We start from the raw sequence: 19,505 nt of genomic DNA, 5'->3' as shown, positions 1-19,505 counted from the left end.
TCATTACGAATGCATGTTTATCGACGGGATCAATAATTATGGAACTTCTGTGTCCGGCTGGCAGCATGCCAGCTTTAAAAGCGGCGATTGAGCACGGCGCCGATGCGGTGTATGTCGGCCTCAAAGACGAAACCAATGCGCGGCACTTTGCTGGGTTAAACCTTGATCAAGCGGGGTTAACCGAAGCGGCGCGATATGTACACCAGCACGGTAAGAAGCTTCATGTTGCGATTAATACGTTCGCGCATGCGGATACTTTTGAAAATTGGCGTCGAGCTGTGGATATGGCCGTTAAAGCTGGCGCCGATGTGCTGATCCTCGCTGATATGGCGGTATTAGCGTATGCCGCCGATCGGTATCCCAAAGTCGAACTACATCTGTCGGTACAAGCGTCGGCAACCAACGCGGCGGCGATTGAGTTCTATAAACAGTTTGGTGTCAGCCGAGTGGTATTGCCGCGCGTGCTGTCGATGAATCAAGTGCGGGCGATTGCACGCACCACCGACATCGAGCTTGAAGTTTTCGCATTTGGCAGCTTATGCATTATGGCTGAAGGGCGTTGTTATTTAAGTTCGTACATGACGGGCGAATCGCCTAACACTGCTGGTGCTTGCTCACCCGCTAAATTCGTTCGTTGGGATGAAGCCGACGACGGCACCTTAGAGTCGCGTCTGAATAATATCTTGATTGATCGCTTTGCGCCGAACGAAACCGCAGGTTATCCAACGCTATGTAAAGGCCGCTTCAAAGTTGGTGACGATACTTACCATGCCTTAGAAGAGCCAACCAGTCTGAACACGCTCAGTCTACTGCCTGAGTTATACAAAGAAGGCATAGCGTCACTGAAAATCGAGGGGCGCCAACGTAGCCCAGCGTATGTTGCTCAAATCACCCAAGTATGGCGTCAAGCCATTGATGCCGTGATGGCAAATCCAGCGCAGTTCACCGTGCAAGAACAGTGGGATCATGTTTTGGCAGGTTTATCTGAGGGGAGCCAAACCACCCTTGGCGCTTACCACCGAAAATGGAAATAACGATGAAATTTTCTCTTGGAGCAATTCAGTATTTTTGGCCCAAACAAGTGGTCGATAATTTTTATCAACAGGCGGCAGAATCGTCTGTGGATATCGTTTACCTCGGCGAAACCGTTTGTAGCAAACGACGCGAGCTGAAGTTTGAAGATTACATGGCAATAGCGCATATGTTGCGCGAAGCGGGTAAGCAGGTTTGCCTTTCAACCATGACGTTACTCGAGGCACCGTCGGAATTACGTGAGCTACGCAAGTACTGCGATAACGGTGAATTCTTGGTCGAAGCGAATGATGTTGGCGCCATTCCTTATCTCCAAGAGCACAAAGTGCCCTTCGTTGCAGGTGCTGCTATTAACTGCTACAACCAACATACATTACGCAAATTAATGAGCTTAGGTATGAACCGCTGGGTGATGCCAGTTGAGTTGTCGCGCGAGTGGCTGGCAAATCTGTTGCAACAACCCATGGTGCACGATGTCCGCGATTGTTTTGAAGTGGAAGTGTTCGCGCTAGGACACATGCCGCTGGCGTGGTCAGGACGGTGTTTTACCGCGCGCTCCGAAAACCGCCCCAAAGATCAATGCGAACTGGTTTGCATCAACTATCCAGAAGGGCGTCCGGTCACCAGTCAAGAAGGCCAACAGGTGTTTGTGCTGAACGGTATTCAAACGCAATCAGGCAGCCGCTATAACTTGGTCAACCAACTCCCGAATATGGATGGCTTGGTGGATGTTGTGCGGTTAAGTCCGCAGTTAGTTGGAACTTTTGACTGGCTCGAGAAATTTCGCGCTAACGTGGCAGGTGGTGCGCCACAGCGGTTGGATAAAAATGATAGCAATGGCTATTGGTTAGCGCTGGCAGGACTTGTGCAACAGCTCGATTAATATTCGCTTAACGCTCGATCAAATAGGGAGAGCTCATGTTACAAATTACCGATTTACAGGTTGAACAAAAAATGTGGCCGTTATTGCGCCAAGCTTTTCGTCCCATGTTCTTGCTGGGCGCGAGCTTCAGTGCCATCGCGATGTTGTTGTGGATACTGGTACTCAGTGGTCAAGTGTCGTTGCCGGTATACGGGCAAGTGATGTTTTGGCATGCCCATGAAATGATCTTTGGCTTCGTCGCAGCAATTATTGTGGGCTTCCTACTCACTGCTGTCCAAAACTGGACGGGATTACGCGCGACCCATGGTCGGGCTCTGGGTATTTTAACCGTGGTGTGGTTAAGCGGTCGCTTGTTCATGTTATTTGGCGCGGGGTTACCAACTTGGTTAGTTGCCGCGGTGGACTTATTGTTTTTACCGTTGGCAGCGATTTTATTGGCGGTTCCACTTATTCGAGTCAAACAACAGCGTAACCTATTCTTTGTTCCGGTGTTGTTCTTGCTCACATTCTGTAATGCATTGATGCACTATGGCTTGGTGAGTGGACGTTTCGATATACAGCAATTGGGAAGTCAAAATGCAGTTTGGTTGGTCACGTTATTGATGGCGATTGTGGGTGGTCGAGTACTGCCGATGTTCACCGCCAACGGCACCATGACCCAAAAAGCGCAACCGATTGAGTGGCTGGATCGTATAGGGCTCGGCAGCTTGTGGCTGATTTTTATCCTGAATATTACTTTGTTCAGCGCGCAGCTACCGAATGGTGTCATGGCAGCTTTATACGGAATTAGCGCCGTTGCCTTAGGTATTCGCTGTTTGCGCTGGCGCATTTGGATCACGCTACGGGTGCCACTGCTGTGGTCCTTGCACGTCGCTTATTGGTTTATTCCGGTTGGCCTTGCATTGTTTGCTTTGCGTGAGTTGGGTATCACCAGCATCACCAACTCGATCGCCTTGCACGCATTAACAGCCGGCGCTATGGGCAATATGATTTTGGCCATGATTGCACGCGTATCCTTGGGTCATAGTGGTCGCCCACTCCAGCCTAAAGCCATCATGTCGTTGGCATTCCTCTTGGTTATTTCAGCGGCGCTTTCCCGTGTGGTACTGACTTGGTTGGTCCCTGATTTAGCGATGTCATGGTTGGTATTTGCGGCGGCAACGTGGATTATTGCCTATACGATTTATGTGGTGGTGTATCTGCCCATTCTTATCACGCCGCGGCCTGATGGGCGCCCGGGTTAATCGGCATCGATTGTATCGGCGGGTGCGGATTCAGGACGTAGCCAGAGCCAAAACGCGATAGTCGCCATAATGCCAATGATGGCAAACTTTAGCGCCAACGGTGCTGGGCTGAAGCTCAGCATAATGGCGCTACCGCCCATCATCACCGAGGCGATCACTTTGGGTTGACGTTTCACTACGCCGTGCTTACGCCAAGCGATTATCTGCGGGCCGTATTTGGGGTGAGAAAGCAATTTTTGCTCAAGTACCGGCCAGCCTTTACCACCCGCCCATGCAGCGACTAATAAAAACGGTACCGTTGGCATAATCGGCAACAATAAGCCGATTAACCCAAGCAGTAACGCCAAAATTGCTATCGTGCGCCACAGCAGTATGCGCAAAATGACCTTCATAGAATACCGAATCCGTAATTGCTTAAACCAAATGTGAGCACTGTTGCTATTTAAGCCCCAAGCGGCTGGCAAGCTTATGCAAGTTGCTCGGATCAAGGTCTAGTATACGGGCAGCTTGTGTCCATTTATAGTCAGTATGCTCGAGAGCTTGTTGAATGAGTTCTCGTTGCACCGTTTGTACCGCATTTTTCAAGTTTAATGCACCAGCATCTAATGAGCCTGATGTTTTCGGTAATGGCAGCTCATGCGCGCCTACTGCTGGCACCACAGCAGTGGGTAAATCCAGTAATTGCGCATCAATACTGACAATATCATCGCGGCGAGCGCCCAAGCTTAAAGCTTTAATGGCGGCGCGGCTGATAGTGTGCTCCAGTTCGCGCACATTACCTGGCCAGTCATAGCGTTGCAGTGCTTGCTCGGCGGCTGGTGATAAACGTAATGCCCGAACACCCAAGCGAGCGCGGTTGAGCTCAAGAAAATGTCCCGCCAGCACGGCGATGTCATCGTGGCGTTCACGCAGTGGTGGAATCGGCAACGGATAAACCGACAAACGGTGATATAAATCTGCGCGGAAGTCGCCAGACTTGATTTGTTGTTTCAAATCGCGATTCGTCGCTGCCACAATTCGAACATTCACTTTATGTGAACTATCGCTACCCAAGCGCTGAATTTCACCATTTTGTAAAACGCGCAACAACTTGGCTTGAATCGCTAGTGGTAACTCACCGACTTCGTCTAAAAAGATCGTACCACCATCGGCACTATCGAAACGTCCGGCACGTTCCCCGGTTGCACCTGAATAGGCTCCGCGGGTATGCCCAAACAGTTCACTTTCAGCCAAGGTTTCTGGTAACGCCGCACAGTTTACATAAACCAACGGCTTGTGGTTGCGTGGTGATAAACGATGGAGTTGGCGCGCAAAAAGCTCTTTACCGACACCCGTTTCACCCAGTAACAGTACCGGTAAATCAGAACCAGCAACCACTTCTAATTCTTGTAACACGGTCATCAATGCCGCACTGCGGCCAATAATTTCTTGGCCATCGTTGCTGTTGCTGGTAAGTGAGTATTCACTATCGCGGCGATTGTTACGCAAGGACCGAATATTTTGCTCAATCAGCCCCATACGAATGGCCGCTTCTACCAGTAAGCTGGCGCGTTGCAAGGCTTGCATGGTGTTATTATCGAACGTGCCTGGGTTAAGCGCATCCAGTGTCAGGACGCCCCAACATTTACCTTCAATATATAAGCTAATACCCATGCAATCGTGCACTGCAAGGTGCCCATCTGGGCTGTCTTCAATTAATCCATCATACGGATCAGGCAAGCTACTGTCTGGCTCAAACCGAACCGTTTCACGACTACTTAAAATGCGTTCGAGGCGCGGGTGTTGGGGGACTAAAAATCGCCGACCTAGCGCTTCGCGGGCGAGCCCGATACTTGCAATAGGACGCAACATATCTTGGTCATGTTTGAGTATCACCACAGCGCCACAGTTGAAGTGGGTGCGCAGTGTTTTGACAACTTTTTCGAGCCGAATGACCGCCGGTAAATCGGTCACTAAGTCGGCAATTAACGTTTCCAATAAAGAGACATCATGCATGGTAAAAACAACCCTTTTAGGCCGGAATGACCCGAACTTTATTGGGTTTAATTTACCATTGCGGATAAAAACTCGATATAAATCAAAGTGGGTAGTTTTGGCACCAAAATTGCACCAGTTAAGGGGTAAATACTATGAATGACGCTGCTTGCAGCGGAAAATTTTAGCTAGGAGACGTTATGACTACCCAAACCGTTCACAGTGAAGCTCTTGCCGTTTATCAAGCCATGCCGAAAAAAGCACTCACTGAATTCATGATTGAACACTTTCATGAGAAGCATCGTGCGCAGTTACCTGATCTCATCAACTTAGCGCGTAAAATCGAAGACGTGCACAATGACCACAACGAATGCCCAGCGGGTTTAGCTGAACATTTGCAAGCCATGTACCAAGAGCTTGAAAGTCACATGATGAAAGAAGAACAAATTTTATTCCCGATGTTGGCTGGTGGCATTTATCCAAAAGGTCCAATTGCGGTTATGGAAGAAGAGCATGATCAACATGAGCAAATGATTGCGCAGCTTTTAGAACTTACGAATCAGTGCAATGCACCGCGCGGCGCCTGCGGTAGTTGGATTATGTTGTATGAAGGCATTAACGAATTTGTGAGTGACTTACACCAGCATATAGCGATTGAAAACAGTGTGCTGTTTAAGCAGGCTGAAGAAGCAACTAAAGGCCACCATGGCAACGGCCACTGTTGTGGCGGTTGCCAATAGGCCGTGCAAGTTACTGAGCCAGCTCGCGCAAGCGGGTTGGCTCAATGACATTGACGAGTTTGTTCTGGACATCAATCACGCCCTCCAACTGCAGTGCAGATAGAATGCGGCTGATGGTTTCGACTGATAATCCCAGATAGTTACCGATGTCAGCGCGAGTCATGGTGAGTCGGAATGAACGGCTTGATAAGCCTCGCTCTTTAAAGCGATCAGCAAGGGTCACCAAAAAATGCGCTAAACGTTGCTGTGCAGAGCGATTATTGAGTGTTCCGAGCAATTGCTTGCTGGTGAAAATCTCACCGCTCATTAAGCGCCACATTTGACGGCGTAAGCCTGGCATTTGTTCCGCGAGATCATCGAGCGAGCTCACGGGAATTTCGCACAGCATGCTGGTTTCAAGCGCTTGGGTATAGCTTCGGTGTTCGCTTCTAGCAAGCGCGTCGAAGCCAATCAAATCGCCGGGTAAATGGAAGTCGATGATTTGCTCAACGCCATTATCATCAATCGTGTATGATTTTAGTGAACCACTGCGAACCGCATATAAAAACTTCAGTGGCGCGCCGGCGTTTACTAACACATCGCGTTTGTGTAACGGCTTATGACGCTGAATAATGGTATCGAGGCGTGCCATACCTTCTTGATCTAACTGATATGGCAAACACAGAGCTGCCATGCTGCAATTTTGACAATGAATGTGTGAAGTCATATTCGCCATAACGTTTTCCTGATGCAGATCAAAATCAAATATCAATGCATGCAGTATACGCAGTCTGGTTGCAAATTAACCTTGCGCTGAAGGAGTACCCCCGAGATCCCTCTCAAGGGGTAGATCGAAAGAGTTTTTGCGTCAGTGGTGGAATATCGATAAAATGCGCCCCTACCAAAAAGGAGCCGATTTTGGACGCATTTCTCACTTCGACGGTTACCGTCGCTCTCGCCGAAATCGGCGATAAAACGCAATTACTCAGCCTGTTTTTAGCCGCGCGATATCGTCACAAATGGTCGATTATTGCGGGTATCTTTGTGGCAACCGTTTTGAATCACTTTGTATCGGCTTGGTTCGGCAGTTGGATTGTTGGTGTATTGCCTGAAAATATTGCGACTTATATTGTTGCAGCCTGCTTTATTGCCGTGGGTTTGTGGGTGCTGATTCCTGATAAGCCAGACAACGATGAACACAATGAAGTGCGTAAATATGGGGCATTTATCGCTACAACGATATTGTTTTTTATTGCTGAAATTGGCGACAAAACACAGGTAGCGACCATTGTCCTTGGCGCGCAATACACCAGTGTGATGGCGGTTACAATTGGAACCACCTTGGGCATGATGATTGCGAACGTGCCGATTGTACTGCTCGGTGGAAAACTCATGCAGAAGCTCCCGCTTGATCTGGCTCGCTATATCGCTTCAGCGGTGTTCATTATTCTCGGTATCATTGCTCTGTTTTGGTGATTCACTGCGGTTGTAAAAAAACTTAACGATGATCACAAAATTGACCAAGATTTAATCTATAGTTGATCGCACATTGATAGAAAACTGGAGGTGTGCGATGCCCCGTCTTGAAGATAAAGTAGCCATTATTACCGGCGGTGCCGCAGGCATAGGGCTTGCGACCGCGGCATTATTTTTGCGCGAAGGCGCGAAAGTTTGCCTTGTCGACTTAAAGCAGTCTGACCTAGATGTCGCAGAAAAAGAGCTGGGTCATGCCAATCGTGTGTTTAGCGTCGCCGCTGATGTATCGAATGAATCCGACGTGCAGAAGTTTATCCAAGCAACTCTAGCGCATTTCTCGCGCATTGATGTCTTGGTCAATAACGCCGGCATTGAATGCAGACCCGCTGCTGTGCATGAGCAAGCAACCGAACATTTTGATCGCGTGATGGCAGTGAATACTCGCGGCGTATTTCTTGGCATGAAGTACGCTTTGCCGCATATGCTCAAAGCGAAGTCTGGTAGTATTATTAATATGTCATCGGTCGCGGGTCTCGATGGCTTTGGCAATATGAGTCCGTATGTGGCGTCAAAACATGCCGTGGTTGGTTTGACCAAGTCTGCCGCATTAGAAGCTGGACCATTTGGCGTGCGCGTTAACTCGGTGCATCCATCGCCCATTCATACACGAATGATGCGAGCTATCGAAGAAGCCATGAACCCTGGCCATGGTAAAGAAGTGCAAAGCCAATTTGAACAAATCATTCCAATGCAGCATTATGGCGAACCGATGGACGTGGCGAACTTAGTGTTGTTTTTGGCGTCTGATGACAGTAGTTTTATTACGGGTTGCCAATATCGCGTCGACGGCGGCATGGGCGCCAGTTAAAAAGCCAAGACGATATTAGCTCTTAGATATTGGATATTAGAAAATACAGTTATGTTGAGATTTGGTGCTGACAAAAAACGTGCTTATGCCGCCTTAATGGCGGTGTTTTGCGTGCTGTTTTTGTGTTGGGGCCAACAAAGTAGCTGGGTCCCTGCAGGGTGTCCGCAAGCTCAACATCACGCCCAAACCAGTGCTGCTGGCGATACGGTGGTGGTTGCTGAGTGTGATAGCTCCTCGCAATTACTGCAACAGGCGCATCTCAATATATTAGATGGCGGCGCGGCGGTTTCGCTGTTTGTGGGCGTGACCTTACTGGTTATTATTCGTCAGCTATTTGTTGGATTTGCGCAGGCGCCGCCCAGTTATCGGCGACGCCGACCCCACCTTCTATTTTGTGTATTCAATGAGTAACACCGGCATGGTTTAAAACTGTGTGATTGCACATTGCTGAATGTGTGATAAATAATCATGAATACATGAGATAACTCTATGATAAATAATTTAAAAATCTGGTTGGCGACACTGTTGCTATGGTTGCTGAGTAGTAATGCTCAAGCCCAAGTGGCGACCGACTGGATTCAACTCGAAGAACATCCTCCTGTTCAAGTGCGCTTGCTAATACCAGGCAAAACCGATCCGGAACAACGTCAAGTTGCGGCACTGTTGCAGGTGCGGCTTGCCGAGAATTGGAAAACCTATTGGCGCACGCCGGGCGAAGGCGGTGTGCCACCGCAGCTGGCTTGGCAGAACGACTCCGTCAATATCACCGACATTGCTTGGCGCTTCCCGGTACCTGAGCGTTTTGATGTGCAAGGAATCGAAACCGTCGGCTATCAAGGTGATATCAACTTTCCATTGCAAATTAGTGTGGAAAATTGGCAGCAACCCGTTGCGCTGCAAGGGCTCCTAACTTTAGCCAGCTGTACTAATATTTGCGTGATCTCGGACTTCCCTTTGGCATTAAACTTCACGCCAAGTGAGCTTACTGCTGATATGGATGCGATGTTTGCTTACGAGCAGGCGCAAAGTGCCCTGCCGCATCGAGATCACCCGCAGCTCAGTGTCGCTGACATGGTCTGGTCGGTGTCGCAACAACAATTAGCGGTTACCGTTAAAAATACCGCGCAATGGCGACAGCCGCGGATTTTTGTGGATAGTTTGCGCGAGGATTATGCGGATCTAACCATCGAGTTATTAGAGCAACACCATCAGGGCAATGAGCTGACCGCGCGGTTTGCAATTTCGCATTGGCTGGAACAGCCCGAACTAGCCGGTGAGCCGCTACAGGTGACTATCGCCGATGAGCTAATTCGGGCAGAACTTAGTGCAACGGCGCATGCCGGTACCGTCAGCTCATCAACAACCGCCACAGGCTGGTGGTTGATGGTTCCGCTGGCGTTACTGGGCGGGCTAATTTTGAATATCATGCCATGCGTGTTGCCAGTACTGGGCTTAAAGCTACAGTCGGTGATGGTTGCCGAGCGTGAACGAAGTCAGGTTCGTCGTCAATTTATTGCTTCGGCGCTTGGTATCATCACGTCATTTGTGCTTCTGGCTTTCATGTTGATGTTATTAAAGCTTGGTGGTCACGCGATTGGCTGGGGCATCCAGTTCCAGAACCCTTATTTTATTGGTGGTATGGCAATCGTCATCGGCTTGTTTGCGTTGTCAGTGAGCGGTTTATGGACAATTCAGCTTCCGCAAGGCATGCAACAATGGGTCGCCACCCGCGGTGATCAATCCACATTGGGACATTTCATTCAAGGTATGTTCGCAACCTTACTGGCGACACCCTGCACTGCACCATTTCTCGGCACAGCCGTTGCCTTTGCTCTGGCCGCATCTAACTTACAACTATTGATGATTTTTATCGCATTAGGTGTTGGTATGGCCCTGCCGTGGTTGGCGGTTGCACTATGGCCAAGCGTCGCGATGAAACTACCGAAACCGGGGCCTTGGTTGAAGTGGGTAAATCGGATTTTTGCGTTGTTGCTGTTACTCACCACCGCATGGTTAATTAGTTTGCTTGGCAATCATGTCAGTGCCACCACGTTTACATTCATTGTCGCCGCCTTGGTGTTATTGGCGTTGATGTTAGCCTACCGTCGTTTTGGGCGAGCTGGTGTCATCGGTGCTATCGCAGGCGCTATGTTACTGAGCGGGTTTGGTTTGCTCATCAGCAGTTGGACAAGTCAGCCAACGCAGCTACAAGAGCATGCGTGGCAACCGCTTGAGCCAAATGCAATTGCGCGTGCAGTCGCTCAAGGACAAGTGGTGTTTGTGGATGTGACAGCTGATTGGTGTGTAACCTGTAAGGCCAACAAAATAGGGGTGTTGTTGCAAGAGCCGGTTGCTAGTGCGTTACGCGCCGACGATGTCTTACTCATGCAAGGCGATTGGACTCGCCCTAGTGAGCAAATCACGGATTATCTGCGTAGCTATAACCGTTATGGTGTGCCGTTTAATCAAGTTTATGGACCAGGCGCACCGAACGGCATAGCGTTGCCAGTGATACTCACAGATAACGCTGTGTTAGAAGCAATTGAGCAGGCACGCCGATGAAATTTCTCAAGCAACTCGCTATCTATCTCGCCATATTCATTGCGATAAGTTTTGCAGTGGACAGTTGGCGTAGTCGTGGTCTGCCGTCAGGTCCGATTGATGCGCTCAGTGTCGTGACTATTGAGCAACAGCAACACGATGTTCTGGCTCGTAGTTATGAGCAGCCGGTGATGCTGTACTTCTGGGCCATCTGGTGCCCAGTATGTGATTGGGTATCACCGTCCATTAACTGGCTTGCGGACGATCATGCCGTGCTGAGCGTGGCCATTCGCTCGGGCAATGACGCGCGGTTAAATAGCTATTTGCAACACCATGACTATCAATTTGAAACCGTGAATGACAACACGGGTGAATTAGCGCGTCGTTGGCAAATTAATGCGACCCCGACGGTTGTTATCATTGCTAATGGCGAAATTGTTTCTTACACCACTGGTGCTTCTACGCCAGTCGGTTTATGGTTGCGTCTAACTTGGGCGCAATGGATGCAAAAATTGGAGAAGTTATGAAGTACCTATTGAGCACAGTGTTTTCATTGTTGTTGGCGACAGTGTTGTTGGGGATAAGCGCGACGACTAGCGCCCAGCAAGCGCCGAACCAAGCACAACAGCTGGAGCAAATTAATGAATTGTTGCAGCAAAATCCGGAAGTGATTCCGAGTGTATTAAATAGCTTGCAACAATACATTTCGAGCAAGAAAACCGCCGAACAAGCACAACAGGACCACGGCAGTTGGTTGCTTGATAATGACGATGCACACCCATGGTTTGGTAACGAAAATGGCACCGTGCCGGTGATTGTTTTTACCGACTATGATTGCCCATATTGCAAACGCTTAGAACCACATTTGCAGAAGCTCGTGGAAGAATTTCCGCAAGTGAAAGTGATCAACGTGCTGGTGCCACTGCGACAACAAAGCGTGCAAGGCGGCAATTTAAATCCAGCTAACTTTGCTCTAAATGTGTGGCAGAACCAACCGGAGCAATTTGCCGAATTACATGACCTTCTGTATAAAAAGAATGGCTTACATACCGGCAAATCGTTGGAGCAAATTGCGCGTAAAACCGGTACACGTTCGCAGTTAGATAGCCCAAAAGCGACACCGACGGTGATTGAACGCAACTATCGTGCCTTCGCTGATTTCCAATTGCGTGGCACGCCAGCCATTATGGTGGGCGGACAAACCATTCCAGGCTACATTGAATATAGTGAGCTGAAACAGATTGTGCAGCAAACACTCGCACAATAACGTTGAGATTTATGCTACAGAAACTTTCGTTAATCGTGTTGGCGCCCTTGTTGATATGGCAGGGGCGCCAAGTTCGCAAAAATACACTCCGGCTACCCGAAGCGGCGGGTGAGCGAGAGGGGGCTCGTAAAAGCTCAATCTGTGGCAAAAGTAACCATATTCGATTACTTATTCTCGGTGATTCGGCCGCAGCAGGCGTTGGTTGTGACACGCAAGACGAAGCGGTTTGTGGCCAACTGGTCGCACGAGCGGCGCAAACCTATTCGGTTGATTGGCAATTGTGGGCGCAATCCAGTTTAACTTGTGCCGGTATTTTACAATTGGCGCAGCAACAACCGGAAACCGAACCATTTGATTTGGTGCTTATTTCTGCTGGAGTGAATGATGTCACTCGGCGCACCTCACTGACCAATTGGCGCCACGATCTCCAAGCGCTAACTCAGTATTTAACTGAGCAACGCGGCGCAAAACGTATTATTTTCACTGGTCTGCCGCCAATGCATAAGTTTCCAGCGTTACCGCAACCGCTGCGTTGGTTTGTAGGCCAACAAGCACGTCGTTTAGATGACGCGTTGCGTGTACATTGTCAGCAGTCGGCTTGTGAATATCTTGAACTTGATTTGCCGTTTGCGCCTGAGTACATGGCGAAAGATGGCTTTCACCCCTCGGCAAAAGCCGCAAAGTTATGGGCGGACGCAATTCAAGAAATCTAGCAATGGTCAGCCCACATCTCTGTTATACTTGCGCCTCGCTTTCCAATGAAGAAGAACCCCACCATGTCGAAATCCTTACCAGCCGCATCAAATTTTGCCGAAGTAGGCCTTGCTGAAGCGTTGCTTAAAAGTTTAAACGAAGCCGGCTACGAACAAATGACACCGGTGCAAGCAAGCAGCTTACCGCTCATGCTAGGCGGCGATGACGTGGTGGTGCAGGCGCAAACAGGTTCGGGAAAGACTGCTACTTTTGCCTTAGCAATACTCGCAAAATTAGACGTCACCGAATTTGCTCCGCAAGCACTAGTGCTGTGCCCGACGCGTGAGCTGGCAGAGCAGGTGGCCGAGTCCATTCGTAAATTGGCAAAGAACATGGCGAACGTGAAAGTTCTGACATTGTGTGGCGGAGTTCCAACCCGCATCCAAATCGCCTCGCTAGAGCATGGCGCGCACATTTTAGTCGGCACGCCAGGGCGTGTTCTTGATCATCTCAACCAGAATCGACTGAACTTTGCCAAGTTACAAACATTAGTGCTTGATGAAGCCGATAGAATGCTCGAGATGGGTTTTCAGGATGAACTCCGTGCGATTGTGGCAAAAACGCCGTCGACGCGTCAGAACCTGCTGTTTAGTGCAACCTATCCAAACAGCATCAAGCAACTGAGCCAGCAAGTAAGCAAACAGGCACAGTTACTGAAAGTTGCTGAAACCCCAACGCACGCAAAAATCAGCCAAGTATTTTATCAACTGGATGACACCGATTCGGCGTACGCCGTTCAGCAAATTCTGCTGAGCCAACAGCCGCAAAACTGCATCGTTTTTTGTAATACTAAAGCGGAAGCACAGCGTATTACCGATAAATTAATCGGGAAAGGGTTTAGTGCTCTTGCGCTGCATGGCGATTTAGAACAAAAAGACCGCGATCAAACCATGGTGCAATTTAGTCATGGTAGCGCACGTGTCTTAGTGGCAACCGATGTTGCCGCGCGTGGGCTCGATATTGCCGAGTTGGATATGGTGATCAGCGTCAACATCGCCCATGATCTCGACACTCACACGCATCGCATTGGCCGTACCGGTCGTGCTGGCGCTGAAGGGCTTGCAGTAACGCTTGTGGGTGCGCAAGATGATTATAAGTTGCGCCTCTTGGAAGATGATTTCGCCGAGCCGATTCGTTTGCAAGTGCTGCCCACAGCACCATCAAGCAGTAAACCACTGCAATCGGATTGGGTGACCTTGCAACTCAGCGGCGGCAAAAAAGATAAATTGCGCCCAGGCGATATCGTTGGTGCACTGACTCGTGACAACAAATTAACTGTTCAGCAAATCGGCAAGATCAAGGTACAAAGCAGTTGGGCATTTGTAACCGTCGCAAGCAGTGCCGCAAAGCACGCTTTGAACCTGATCAACAACGACAAAATCAAAGGCAAACGCTTTCGCGCTCGCGCACTTTAAACGCTCTCGCCGCAAACCCAGCCGCTTGACCACGCCCATTGGAAGTTATAGCCGCCCAACCAGCCAGTGACGTCGAGCACTTCACCAATGAAAAATAGGCCAGGTTGTAAGCGGCTCTCCATGGTTTTCGAGCTCACTTCGTTGGTATCAACGCCACCGAGAGTGACCTCAGCAGTACGGTAGCCCTCCGTGCCATTTGGCTTCAAGGGCCATTGGTGAAGGGTATCGGCAACACTTTGTAGGAGCGCATTATTGCAATCGGCGAGGTTTTTATCCGGCCACTGATATTGCTCACAGAGAGTTAAAGCTAAGCGCTTCGGGAACCACTCTTGAATAGCGGTGCGTAAACTCATGCGTGGACGGCTTTGGCGCAGTTCGCTCAGGGCAGTAAATACATCGTCTTGCGGCAATAAATTCACGGCAATACTTTCGCCGGGTAGCCAGTAGGATGAAATTTGTAGCATGGATGGGCCGGACACTCCGCGATGAGTAAACAACATCGCTTCTTTGAAGCTGGCTCGGTCATTACTCGCAACCACATCAACACTGAGCCCAGAAAGTTCAGCATAGCGTTGTTTATCAGCATCATGCAGGGTAAACGGCACGAGCCCAGCACGCACCGGCACTACGCGGTGACCAAATTGTTCCGCCAGTTGATAACCGAGCGGGGTAGCGCCTAGCTTAGGCATCGATAATCCACCGCAAGCCACAACGATTTTTTCGGCTTGCAGCAGCCCTTGGGAAGTTTTCACCACATAGCCATCAGCGGTGTGTTCAACACTCAGAACTTCGGTGCGTAATTGCACATGTGCGCCATTTTTGCTGCACTCTTTCACCAGCATATTGACGATATCTTTGGCGCTATCGTCACAAAAAAGTTGGCCGAGCGTTTTCTCGTGGTAGGCAATGCCATAATCGTTAACTAAGCCAATAAAATCCCATTGGGTATAACGGCTGAGTGCCGATTTACAAAAGTGCGGATTTTCCGAGAGGTAGTTTTCGGGGCTAGCGTACATATTGGTGAAATTGCAGCGCCCGCCGCCGGAGATTAATATTTTTTTACCAGCTTGCTTGGCGTGATCGAGCACCAGAACCCGTCGACCACGCTTTGCTGCAGTTGCCGCACAATGCAGGCCAGCAGCACCGGCCCCAATCACAATCACATCATGTACGGCAGACTGCGACACGGCATTAACCTTGCAGTGCTTCGAGTACGTGTTCAGCGCTACTCACGCCGTAAGTTTTCTCGTCTTCAACGAACAAATGTGTGATCACACCGTCGGTAATAACCATCGCATAACGCTCCGCGCGGGTGCCGCCGAAACTACCAGTTTCTTTGATAAGGCCCAATTGCTGGTGATAAGACGCATCGCCATCAGCCAGTAGCATCACGCTGTCATCAACGTTCAGGGCTTTACCCCAAGCTTTCATGACAAAAGCATCGTTTACCGCAACACAAGCGATGGTTTGTACGCCTTGTGCGCGCAAATCATTCGCGTGTTTGACAAAGCTTGGTAAGTGCTTTTCCGAGCAGGTTGGAGTAAATGCGCCGGGTACCGCAAATAAAATGTGTGTGCCTTTGGCAAACAACTCAGCTGGATTGAATTGTTGCATACCCACTTCGCCAAGTGCGGTTAACGTGCCTGCAGGAATTCGGTCATTGGTTTTAATCATGATATTGCTCCGGGAAATATAAATCAAAGCGGTGTTTCTTGCTGACCACTTGGGCATGCGGTGAAACACCGGCGAGAAAATCAGCGTGTTGCGGTCGCTTCACCACCACTCGCTGACGAGCTATTCGTAGCGCAGGTTGCAACAACGCATCGGCGTCTTCGTCGGCGCCAACTAATTGTTGAAACATTTGCATGTCTTTCTTTACGGCTGCTTTGGCTTTGCGATCACCTTTGGGGTACATCGGGTCTAAATAAACCACGTCAAAGCTGTCGTCTGCAATCTCATCTAAGCTACTCACGTCTACCAAGTATAGTCGATGCCGCCACTCTGGTATGGCTTGATGCAGTCGGTTTAAGGCATCTGCAAGTAACTGCTTCACTATCGGATGACGTTCATTTAAGCCCACGGTTGCGCCTAATTGAGCTAATACCTGAGCATCACGACCTAGTCCGGCGGTTGAGTCTAAGATGCTTGGATTTTTAATTTTGTGCAAGCCGCATGCGCGCGCAATTGCTTCGTCTTTAATTCGCGCTTGGGCTGCCCGAAAAGCAGTTTTACCAGTTAAAAAATCAATTCGTAACGGATGCATTTTCGGCTGTTCGAGCCAGCGCAGTTGTAACCCGTCCGCACTTTGTTCAAGCACAAAAGCGTTGTCGGATGAGCCTACGCTCATGGCTGACGTTCCATATCAATATGGGGAATATCGTCTTCTAAGTACTCATCGCTAATCGCGACAAAACCGAAACTTTCGTAGAACGCGCGCAAATACACTTGCGCCGCCAAGCGAATCGATAAGTTTGGCGTGTAGGTATGGCAGACATCGAGAGCGCGTTGCATGAGTTCACGGCCAAGGCCTGAGCGACGTACGGATTGCGCAGTGAGCACGCGGCCAATGCGCGAGTAACCATCGCCGTCTTTACCCAAGAAAATACGCGTATAAGCTACAACGGTTTGTTGACCGTCATTGGCCCACAAATGCAGCGCGTGAATATCACTGCCATCGGCATCTAAGTAGGGGCAGGTCTGTTCAACCACAAACACTTGTTCACGCCGTTGCATGATGTCATACAGCTCGGTGGTGTTGAGCTCAGCAAATGCTTTTAAATGCCAATTCATCGTAACCGCTTCCGTAGTTCAGGGGTCAAAGTGACAACGTTATTGCGCTCGTTGTCATACAGCGCCAATAGTTCAGCTACCTTGCCGCGGCCATCGCCTTTCGGGCTGATAAACCGCGCTACCTGTAAGCTCTCTAATTCAGCTTTTTTATATAACAGGCGGGTAAATTCAGTGTCATGATTGCTGATGACCACCGGTATCCCGCGCTTTCTTGCCGTATGCTCGGCGCGGCGTGCTAATTCGGTCTGATCATCGATACCAAAGCCACCACAGGCATAACTGGTAAAATTGGCGGTTAAACTTAGCGGCGCATAGGGCGGATCGCAATACACCACGTCGCCTTTGCGTGCGCGGCGAAATACTTGCTCGAAGCTCATGCAGGTGAACGTCGCATGCTGCGCCTTTTCGGCAAAAAACTCAATTTCGGCTTGCGGAAAGTAAGGGCGCTGATATTGCCCAAATGGAACGTTAAATTGCCCGGACAAATTGTAGCGACACAGTCCGTTATAACCATGTCGATTCAGGTATAAAAACAATAATGAACGCTCGTACGGGTCACTACTACTATTAAATTGCTGCCGCAGCGCATAGTAGGCTTCAGGTGAATTATTCGCGACACTGAAGAGCTTGCGAGCATCTTCAATAAAACGTTTCGGACGACGTTTCACAAACTTAAACAACGTAATTAAGTCGGGATTCACATCGTTGAGCAAGTACTTTGGGTAGTCGGTATTCAGGAACACCGAACCAGCGCCGACAAATGGCTCAATGAGCTTATTGCCGTCAGGTAACACTGCGGTAATTGATTCAATCAGATTATATTTACCGCCTGCCCATTTGAGAAAGGCGCGCTGCTTCGTCATGCTCATTGGCTCATTATAATAAAGGGCTACGTGCGTCAGAATGGCTCATCGCGGCAATTGCTTTGCCGATAGCTTGCCAGTCTGACCACGGCTCAAGGCAGGCTTTTCCGATAGCTGTAGGTAACACTAACCGAACGACGCCCGCTTGTACTTTTTTATCACGTTGCATAAACGTCTGCCAACGCTCTAATGGCATTTCTGGTGCGCGCACAGGTAAGTTGAGTTGTCTTAATAGGGTTTCGATACGGGTAAAATCGTGACTGCTCAGCCGATTCTGTTGATGCATGAAATAGGCGGCAATCACTGTGCCGGCTGCCACTGCTTCACCATGCTTCCAGTTCTCGTAGTGTGCCGCTTCAATAGCATGTCCAAAGGTGTGACCAAGATTGAGTAATGCTCGCACGGATTGCTCACGTTCATCGGCGGCAACAACGTCAGCTTTGATTTCGCAACTGCGTTGAATGGCGTATGTTAGGGCTGCGGCATCGCGCTGGTTCAGTTCGCTTTGATGCGCTTCTAACCAAGCAAAAAAATCAGCGTCGGCGATAATACCGTACTTCACCACCTCGGCTAAGCCACAGGCATAATCACGGTCGTTCAGTGTACTCAAGCATTGGGTGTCAATTAACACCGCTTGCGGCTGATAAAACGCGCCAATGAGGTTCTTGCCGCCAGGATGATTGATAGCCGTTTTGCCGCCGACGGATGAGTCGACTTGTGCCAATAAAGTGGTCGGGATTTGGTAAAACCCAACACCACGTTGATAGGTTGCTGCTACGAATCCAGCAAGATCACCAACCACACCGCCGCCAAGCGCAATAATCGCGCAGTCGCGATTAAAATTATGCGTAATCAAAGTGTCCATAACGGCTGCATAATTGGCAAAACTTTTAGCGCTCTCACCGTCTTCAATCAGATGTGTCACCACGGTGTGGTGCTGTAGTTGAGCACGCACTTGGTCGCCATACAATGGGTCTACAACGGTATTCGAGAGGAGTAAAATTTGTTGCGGTAGATGTTCGAATAATGGCGTACGTGCGAGCAAGCCAGCGCCAATATCAATCGGATAGCTGCGCTCATCTAAACCCACGATGATTTGCTGTGTGGTGTTCTGCATGAGCGCCTCCGGATTTAATCGTCGAGTAGTTTATAAACCAACTTTTTCAATAATTTGATCAATCACTAACTTGGTACTTTGTTCGTCTGTGCGCACGACAATATCAGCAATTTCTTCATACAGTGGATTACGTAACTCAGCGAGGTTCTCGAGCACTTCGCGTGGGTTGTCCGCTTCGGCAATTAATGGCCGACGCTTGTCACGTTGGGTGCGGGCCAGTTGCTTTTCGATAGTGGTTTGTAAATACACAACCACACCGCGAGCGGATAAGCGGTTGCGGCTTTCTTTGCTCAAGATAGAGCCACCACCGGTCGCGAGTACAATACCGGTATTTTCAGTCAGTTCTTCAATAACTTTTTCTTCGCGTAAGCGAAAACCTTCTTCGCCTTCTAACTCGAACACCCAAGCAATATCGGCGCCAGTGCGGCGTTCGATTTCGGTGTCAGAATCAAAAAATTCGAGATGAAGTTGGCGGGCTAATTGTCGCCCGATTGTGCTTTTACCAGCGCCCATAGGGCCCACTAAGAAAATGTTACGTTTTTCAGCCATATTGATGTGTTACT

The 19,505-nt window shown here is 49.4% G+C and carries 22 protein-coding genes; 12 read left to right on the top strand and 10 right to left on the bottom strand.

Going from position 1 to position 19,505, the window contains the following annotated elements; translation table 11 throughout:
* The first annotated feature begins 38 nt into the window (after positions 1–38).
* Genes ubiU through CWI82_RS09880 form a run of 3 tightly spaced genes read left to right on the top strand, consistent with a single transcriptional unit; the run spans position 39 to position 3,159 of the window.
* On the top strand, positions 39–1,034 hold the full coding sequence (ubiU, locus tag CWI82_RS09890) for a ubiquinone anaerobic biosynthesis protein UbiU (RefSeq protein ID WP_130203415.1): 996 nt from the start codon (positions 39–41) through the stop codon (positions 1,032–1,034).
* A 2-nt stretch (positions 1,035–1,036) separates the two neighbouring features.
* The gene (locus tag CWI82_RS09885) at positions 1,037–1,915 is read left to right on the top strand and encodes a U32 family peptidase (RefSeq protein WP_130203414.1); all 879 of its coding nucleotides are present in this window, start codon (positions 1,037–1,039) and stop codon (positions 1,913–1,915) included.
* 35 nt (positions 1,916–1,950) lie between these two features.
* Positions 1,951–3,159, top strand: a complete 1,209-nt coding sequence (locus tag CWI82_RS09880) for an NnrS family protein (protein WP_130203413.1) — start codon at positions 1,951–1,953, stop codon at positions 3,157–3,159.
* Here the strand turns inward: CWI82_RS09880 and CWI82_RS09875 are convergent.
* Positions 3,156–3,551, bottom strand: a complete 396-nt coding sequence (locus CWI82_RS09875; protein WP_092857489.1) for a YbaN family protein — start codon at positions 3,549–3,551, stop codon at positions 3,156–3,158. The two genes, CWI82_RS09880 and CWI82_RS09875, sit on opposite strands and share 4 nt — an antisense overlap.
* A 46-nt stretch (positions 3,552–3,597) precedes the next feature.
* Entirely contained in the window at positions 3,598–5,154 is a 1,557-nt protein-coding gene (gene norR / locus CWI82_RS09870) for a nitric oxide reductase transcriptional regulator NorR (protein WP_130203412.1), read from the bottom strand.
* Between the two features lie 179 nt (positions 5,155–5,333).
* Between norR and CWI82_RS09865 the strand changes: the two genes are divergently transcribed.
* A complete protein-coding gene (locus CWI82_RS09865; RefSeq protein WP_233340247.1) occupies positions 5,334–5,873 on the top strand; it encodes a hemerythrin domain-containing protein in 540 nt (179 codons plus the stop codon).
* A gap of 10 nt (positions 5,874–5,883) precedes the next feature.
* Here the strand turns inward: CWI82_RS09865 and fnr are convergent, their stop codons facing one another.
* Positions 5,884–6,588 carry a fumarate/nitrate reduction transcriptional regulator Fnr gene (gene fnr / locus CWI82_RS09860; protein WP_233340246.1) on the bottom strand — a complete coding sequence of 235 codons (705 nt, stop codon included), beginning with the start codon at positions 6,586–6,588 and terminating at the stop codon, positions 5,884–5,886.
* 182 nt (positions 6,589–6,770) lie between these two features.
* Here fnr and CWI82_RS09855 point away from each other — a divergent pair, with 182 nt between their 5' ends.
* The 8 genes from CWI82_RS09855 (at position 6,771) to dbpA (ending at position 14,172) form a co-directional block, all read left to right on the top strand.
* On the top strand, positions 6,771–7,328 hold the full coding sequence (locus CWI82_RS09855; protein ID WP_130203411.1) for a TMEM165/GDT1 family protein: 558 nt from the start codon (positions 6,771–6,773) through the stop codon (positions 7,326–7,328).
* A gap of 97 nt (positions 7,329–7,425) precedes the next feature.
* Positions 7,426–8,196, top strand: a complete 771-nt coding sequence (locus tag CWI82_RS09850) for an SDR family NAD(P)-dependent oxidoreductase (RefSeq protein ID WP_130203410.1) — start codon at positions 7,426–7,428, stop codon at positions 8,194–8,196.
* A 51-nt stretch (positions 8,197–8,247) separates the two neighbouring features.
* Positions 8,248–8,607 carry a hypothetical protein gene (locus CWI82_RS09845; RefSeq protein ID WP_130203409.1) on the top strand — a complete coding sequence of 120 codons (360 nt, stop codon included), beginning with the start codon at positions 8,248–8,250 and terminating at the stop codon, positions 8,605–8,607.
* A gap of 78 nt (positions 8,608–8,685) precedes the next feature.
* Positions 8,686–10,758 carry a protein-disulfide reductase DsbD family protein gene (locus CWI82_RS09840; protein WP_130203408.1) on the top strand — a complete coding sequence of 691 codons (2,073 nt, stop codon included), beginning with the start codon at positions 8,686–8,688 and terminating at the stop codon, positions 10,756–10,758.
* Positions 10,755–11,264: a protein disulfide oxidoreductase gene (locus CWI82_RS09835; RefSeq protein ID WP_130203407.1), complete on the top strand. Its 510-nt coding sequence runs from the start codon at positions 10,755–10,757 to the stop codon at positions 11,262–11,264. The genes CWI82_RS09840 and CWI82_RS09835 overlap by 4 nt, the downstream gene beginning before the upstream one ends.
* A complete protein-coding gene (locus tag CWI82_RS09830; RefSeq protein ID WP_165383920.1) occupies positions 11,261–12,004 on the top strand; it encodes a DsbA family protein in 744 nt (247 codons plus the stop codon). The genes CWI82_RS09835 and CWI82_RS09830 overlap by 4 nt, the downstream gene beginning before the upstream one ends.
* An 11-nt stretch (positions 12,005–12,015) precedes the next feature.
* Positions 12,016–12,717 (top strand): SGNH/GDSL hydrolase family protein, encoded by a 702-nt coding sequence (locus CWI82_RS09825; RefSeq protein ID WP_130203405.1) that lies wholly within the window; start codon positions 12,016–12,018, stop codon positions 12,715–12,717.
* A gap of 63 nt (positions 12,718–12,780) precedes the next feature.
* Positions 12,781–14,172 (top strand): ATP-dependent RNA helicase DbpA, encoded by a 1,392-nt coding sequence (gene dbpA / locus CWI82_RS09820; protein ID WP_130203404.1) that lies wholly within the window; start codon positions 12,781–12,783, stop codon positions 14,170–14,172.
* On the opposite strand, the gene CWI82_RS09815 is transcribed toward dbpA, so the two are convergent.
* Genes CWI82_RS09815 through aroK form a run of 7 tightly spaced genes read right to left on the bottom strand, consistent with a single transcriptional unit; the run spans position 14,169 to position 19,491 of the window.
* Positions 14,169–15,359, bottom strand: coding sequence for a BaiN/RdsA family NAD(P)/FAD-dependent oxidoreductase (locus CWI82_RS09815; protein ID WP_092857458.1), 1,191 nt, complete (start codon positions 15,357–15,359; stop codon positions 14,169–14,171). The two genes, dbpA and CWI82_RS09815, sit on opposite strands and share 4 nt — an antisense overlap.
* 4 nt (positions 15,360–15,363) lie before the next feature.
* Positions 15,364–15,846 (bottom strand): peroxiredoxin, encoded by a 483-nt coding sequence (locus tag CWI82_RS09810; RefSeq protein ID WP_092857456.1) that lies wholly within the window; start codon positions 15,844–15,846, stop codon positions 15,364–15,366.
* Positions 15,839–16,519: a class I SAM-dependent methyltransferase gene (locus CWI82_RS09805; protein ID WP_130203403.1), complete on the bottom strand. Its 681-nt coding sequence runs from the start codon at positions 16,517–16,519 to the stop codon at positions 15,839–15,841. The genes CWI82_RS09810 and CWI82_RS09805 overlap by 8 nt, the downstream gene beginning before the upstream one ends.
* Positions 16,516–16,962 carry a GNAT family N-acetyltransferase gene (locus CWI82_RS09800; protein ID WP_130203402.1) on the bottom strand — a complete coding sequence of 149 codons (447 nt, stop codon included), beginning with the start codon at positions 16,960–16,962 and terminating at the stop codon, positions 16,516–16,518. The genes CWI82_RS09805 and CWI82_RS09800 overlap by 4 nt, the downstream gene beginning before the upstream one ends.
* Positions 16,959–17,831: a Dam family site-specific DNA-(adenine-N6)-methyltransferase gene (locus CWI82_RS09795; RefSeq protein ID WP_199286264.1), complete on the bottom strand. Its 873-nt coding sequence runs from the start codon at positions 17,829–17,831 to the stop codon at positions 16,959–16,961. The genes CWI82_RS09800 and CWI82_RS09795 overlap by 4 nt, the downstream gene beginning before the upstream one ends.
* Positions 17,832–17,838: 7 nt before the next feature.
* Complete coding sequence (gene aroB, locus CWI82_RS09790; RefSeq protein WP_130203400.1) at positions 17,839–18,942, bottom strand: 3-dehydroquinate synthase; 1,104 nt, start codon at positions 18,940–18,942, stop codon at positions 17,839–17,841.
* Positions 18,943–18,972: 30 nt separating this feature from the next.
* Entirely contained in the window at positions 18,973–19,491 is a 519-nt protein-coding gene (gene aroK / locus CWI82_RS09785) for a shikimate kinase AroK (RefSeq protein WP_092857446.1), read from the bottom strand.
* Positions 19,492–19,505 lie beyond the last annotated feature (14 nt).

It is taken from the genome of Pseudidiomarina tainanensis (genome assembly GCF_004214835.1).
GTDB lineage: Bacteria > Pseudomonadota > Gammaproteobacteria > Enterobacterales > Alteromonadaceae > Pseudidiomarina > Pseudidiomarina tainanensis.
The sequence above is the reverse complement of the archived record's forward strand: the minus strand, read 5'-3'. Positions and strand labels throughout refer to the sequence as shown.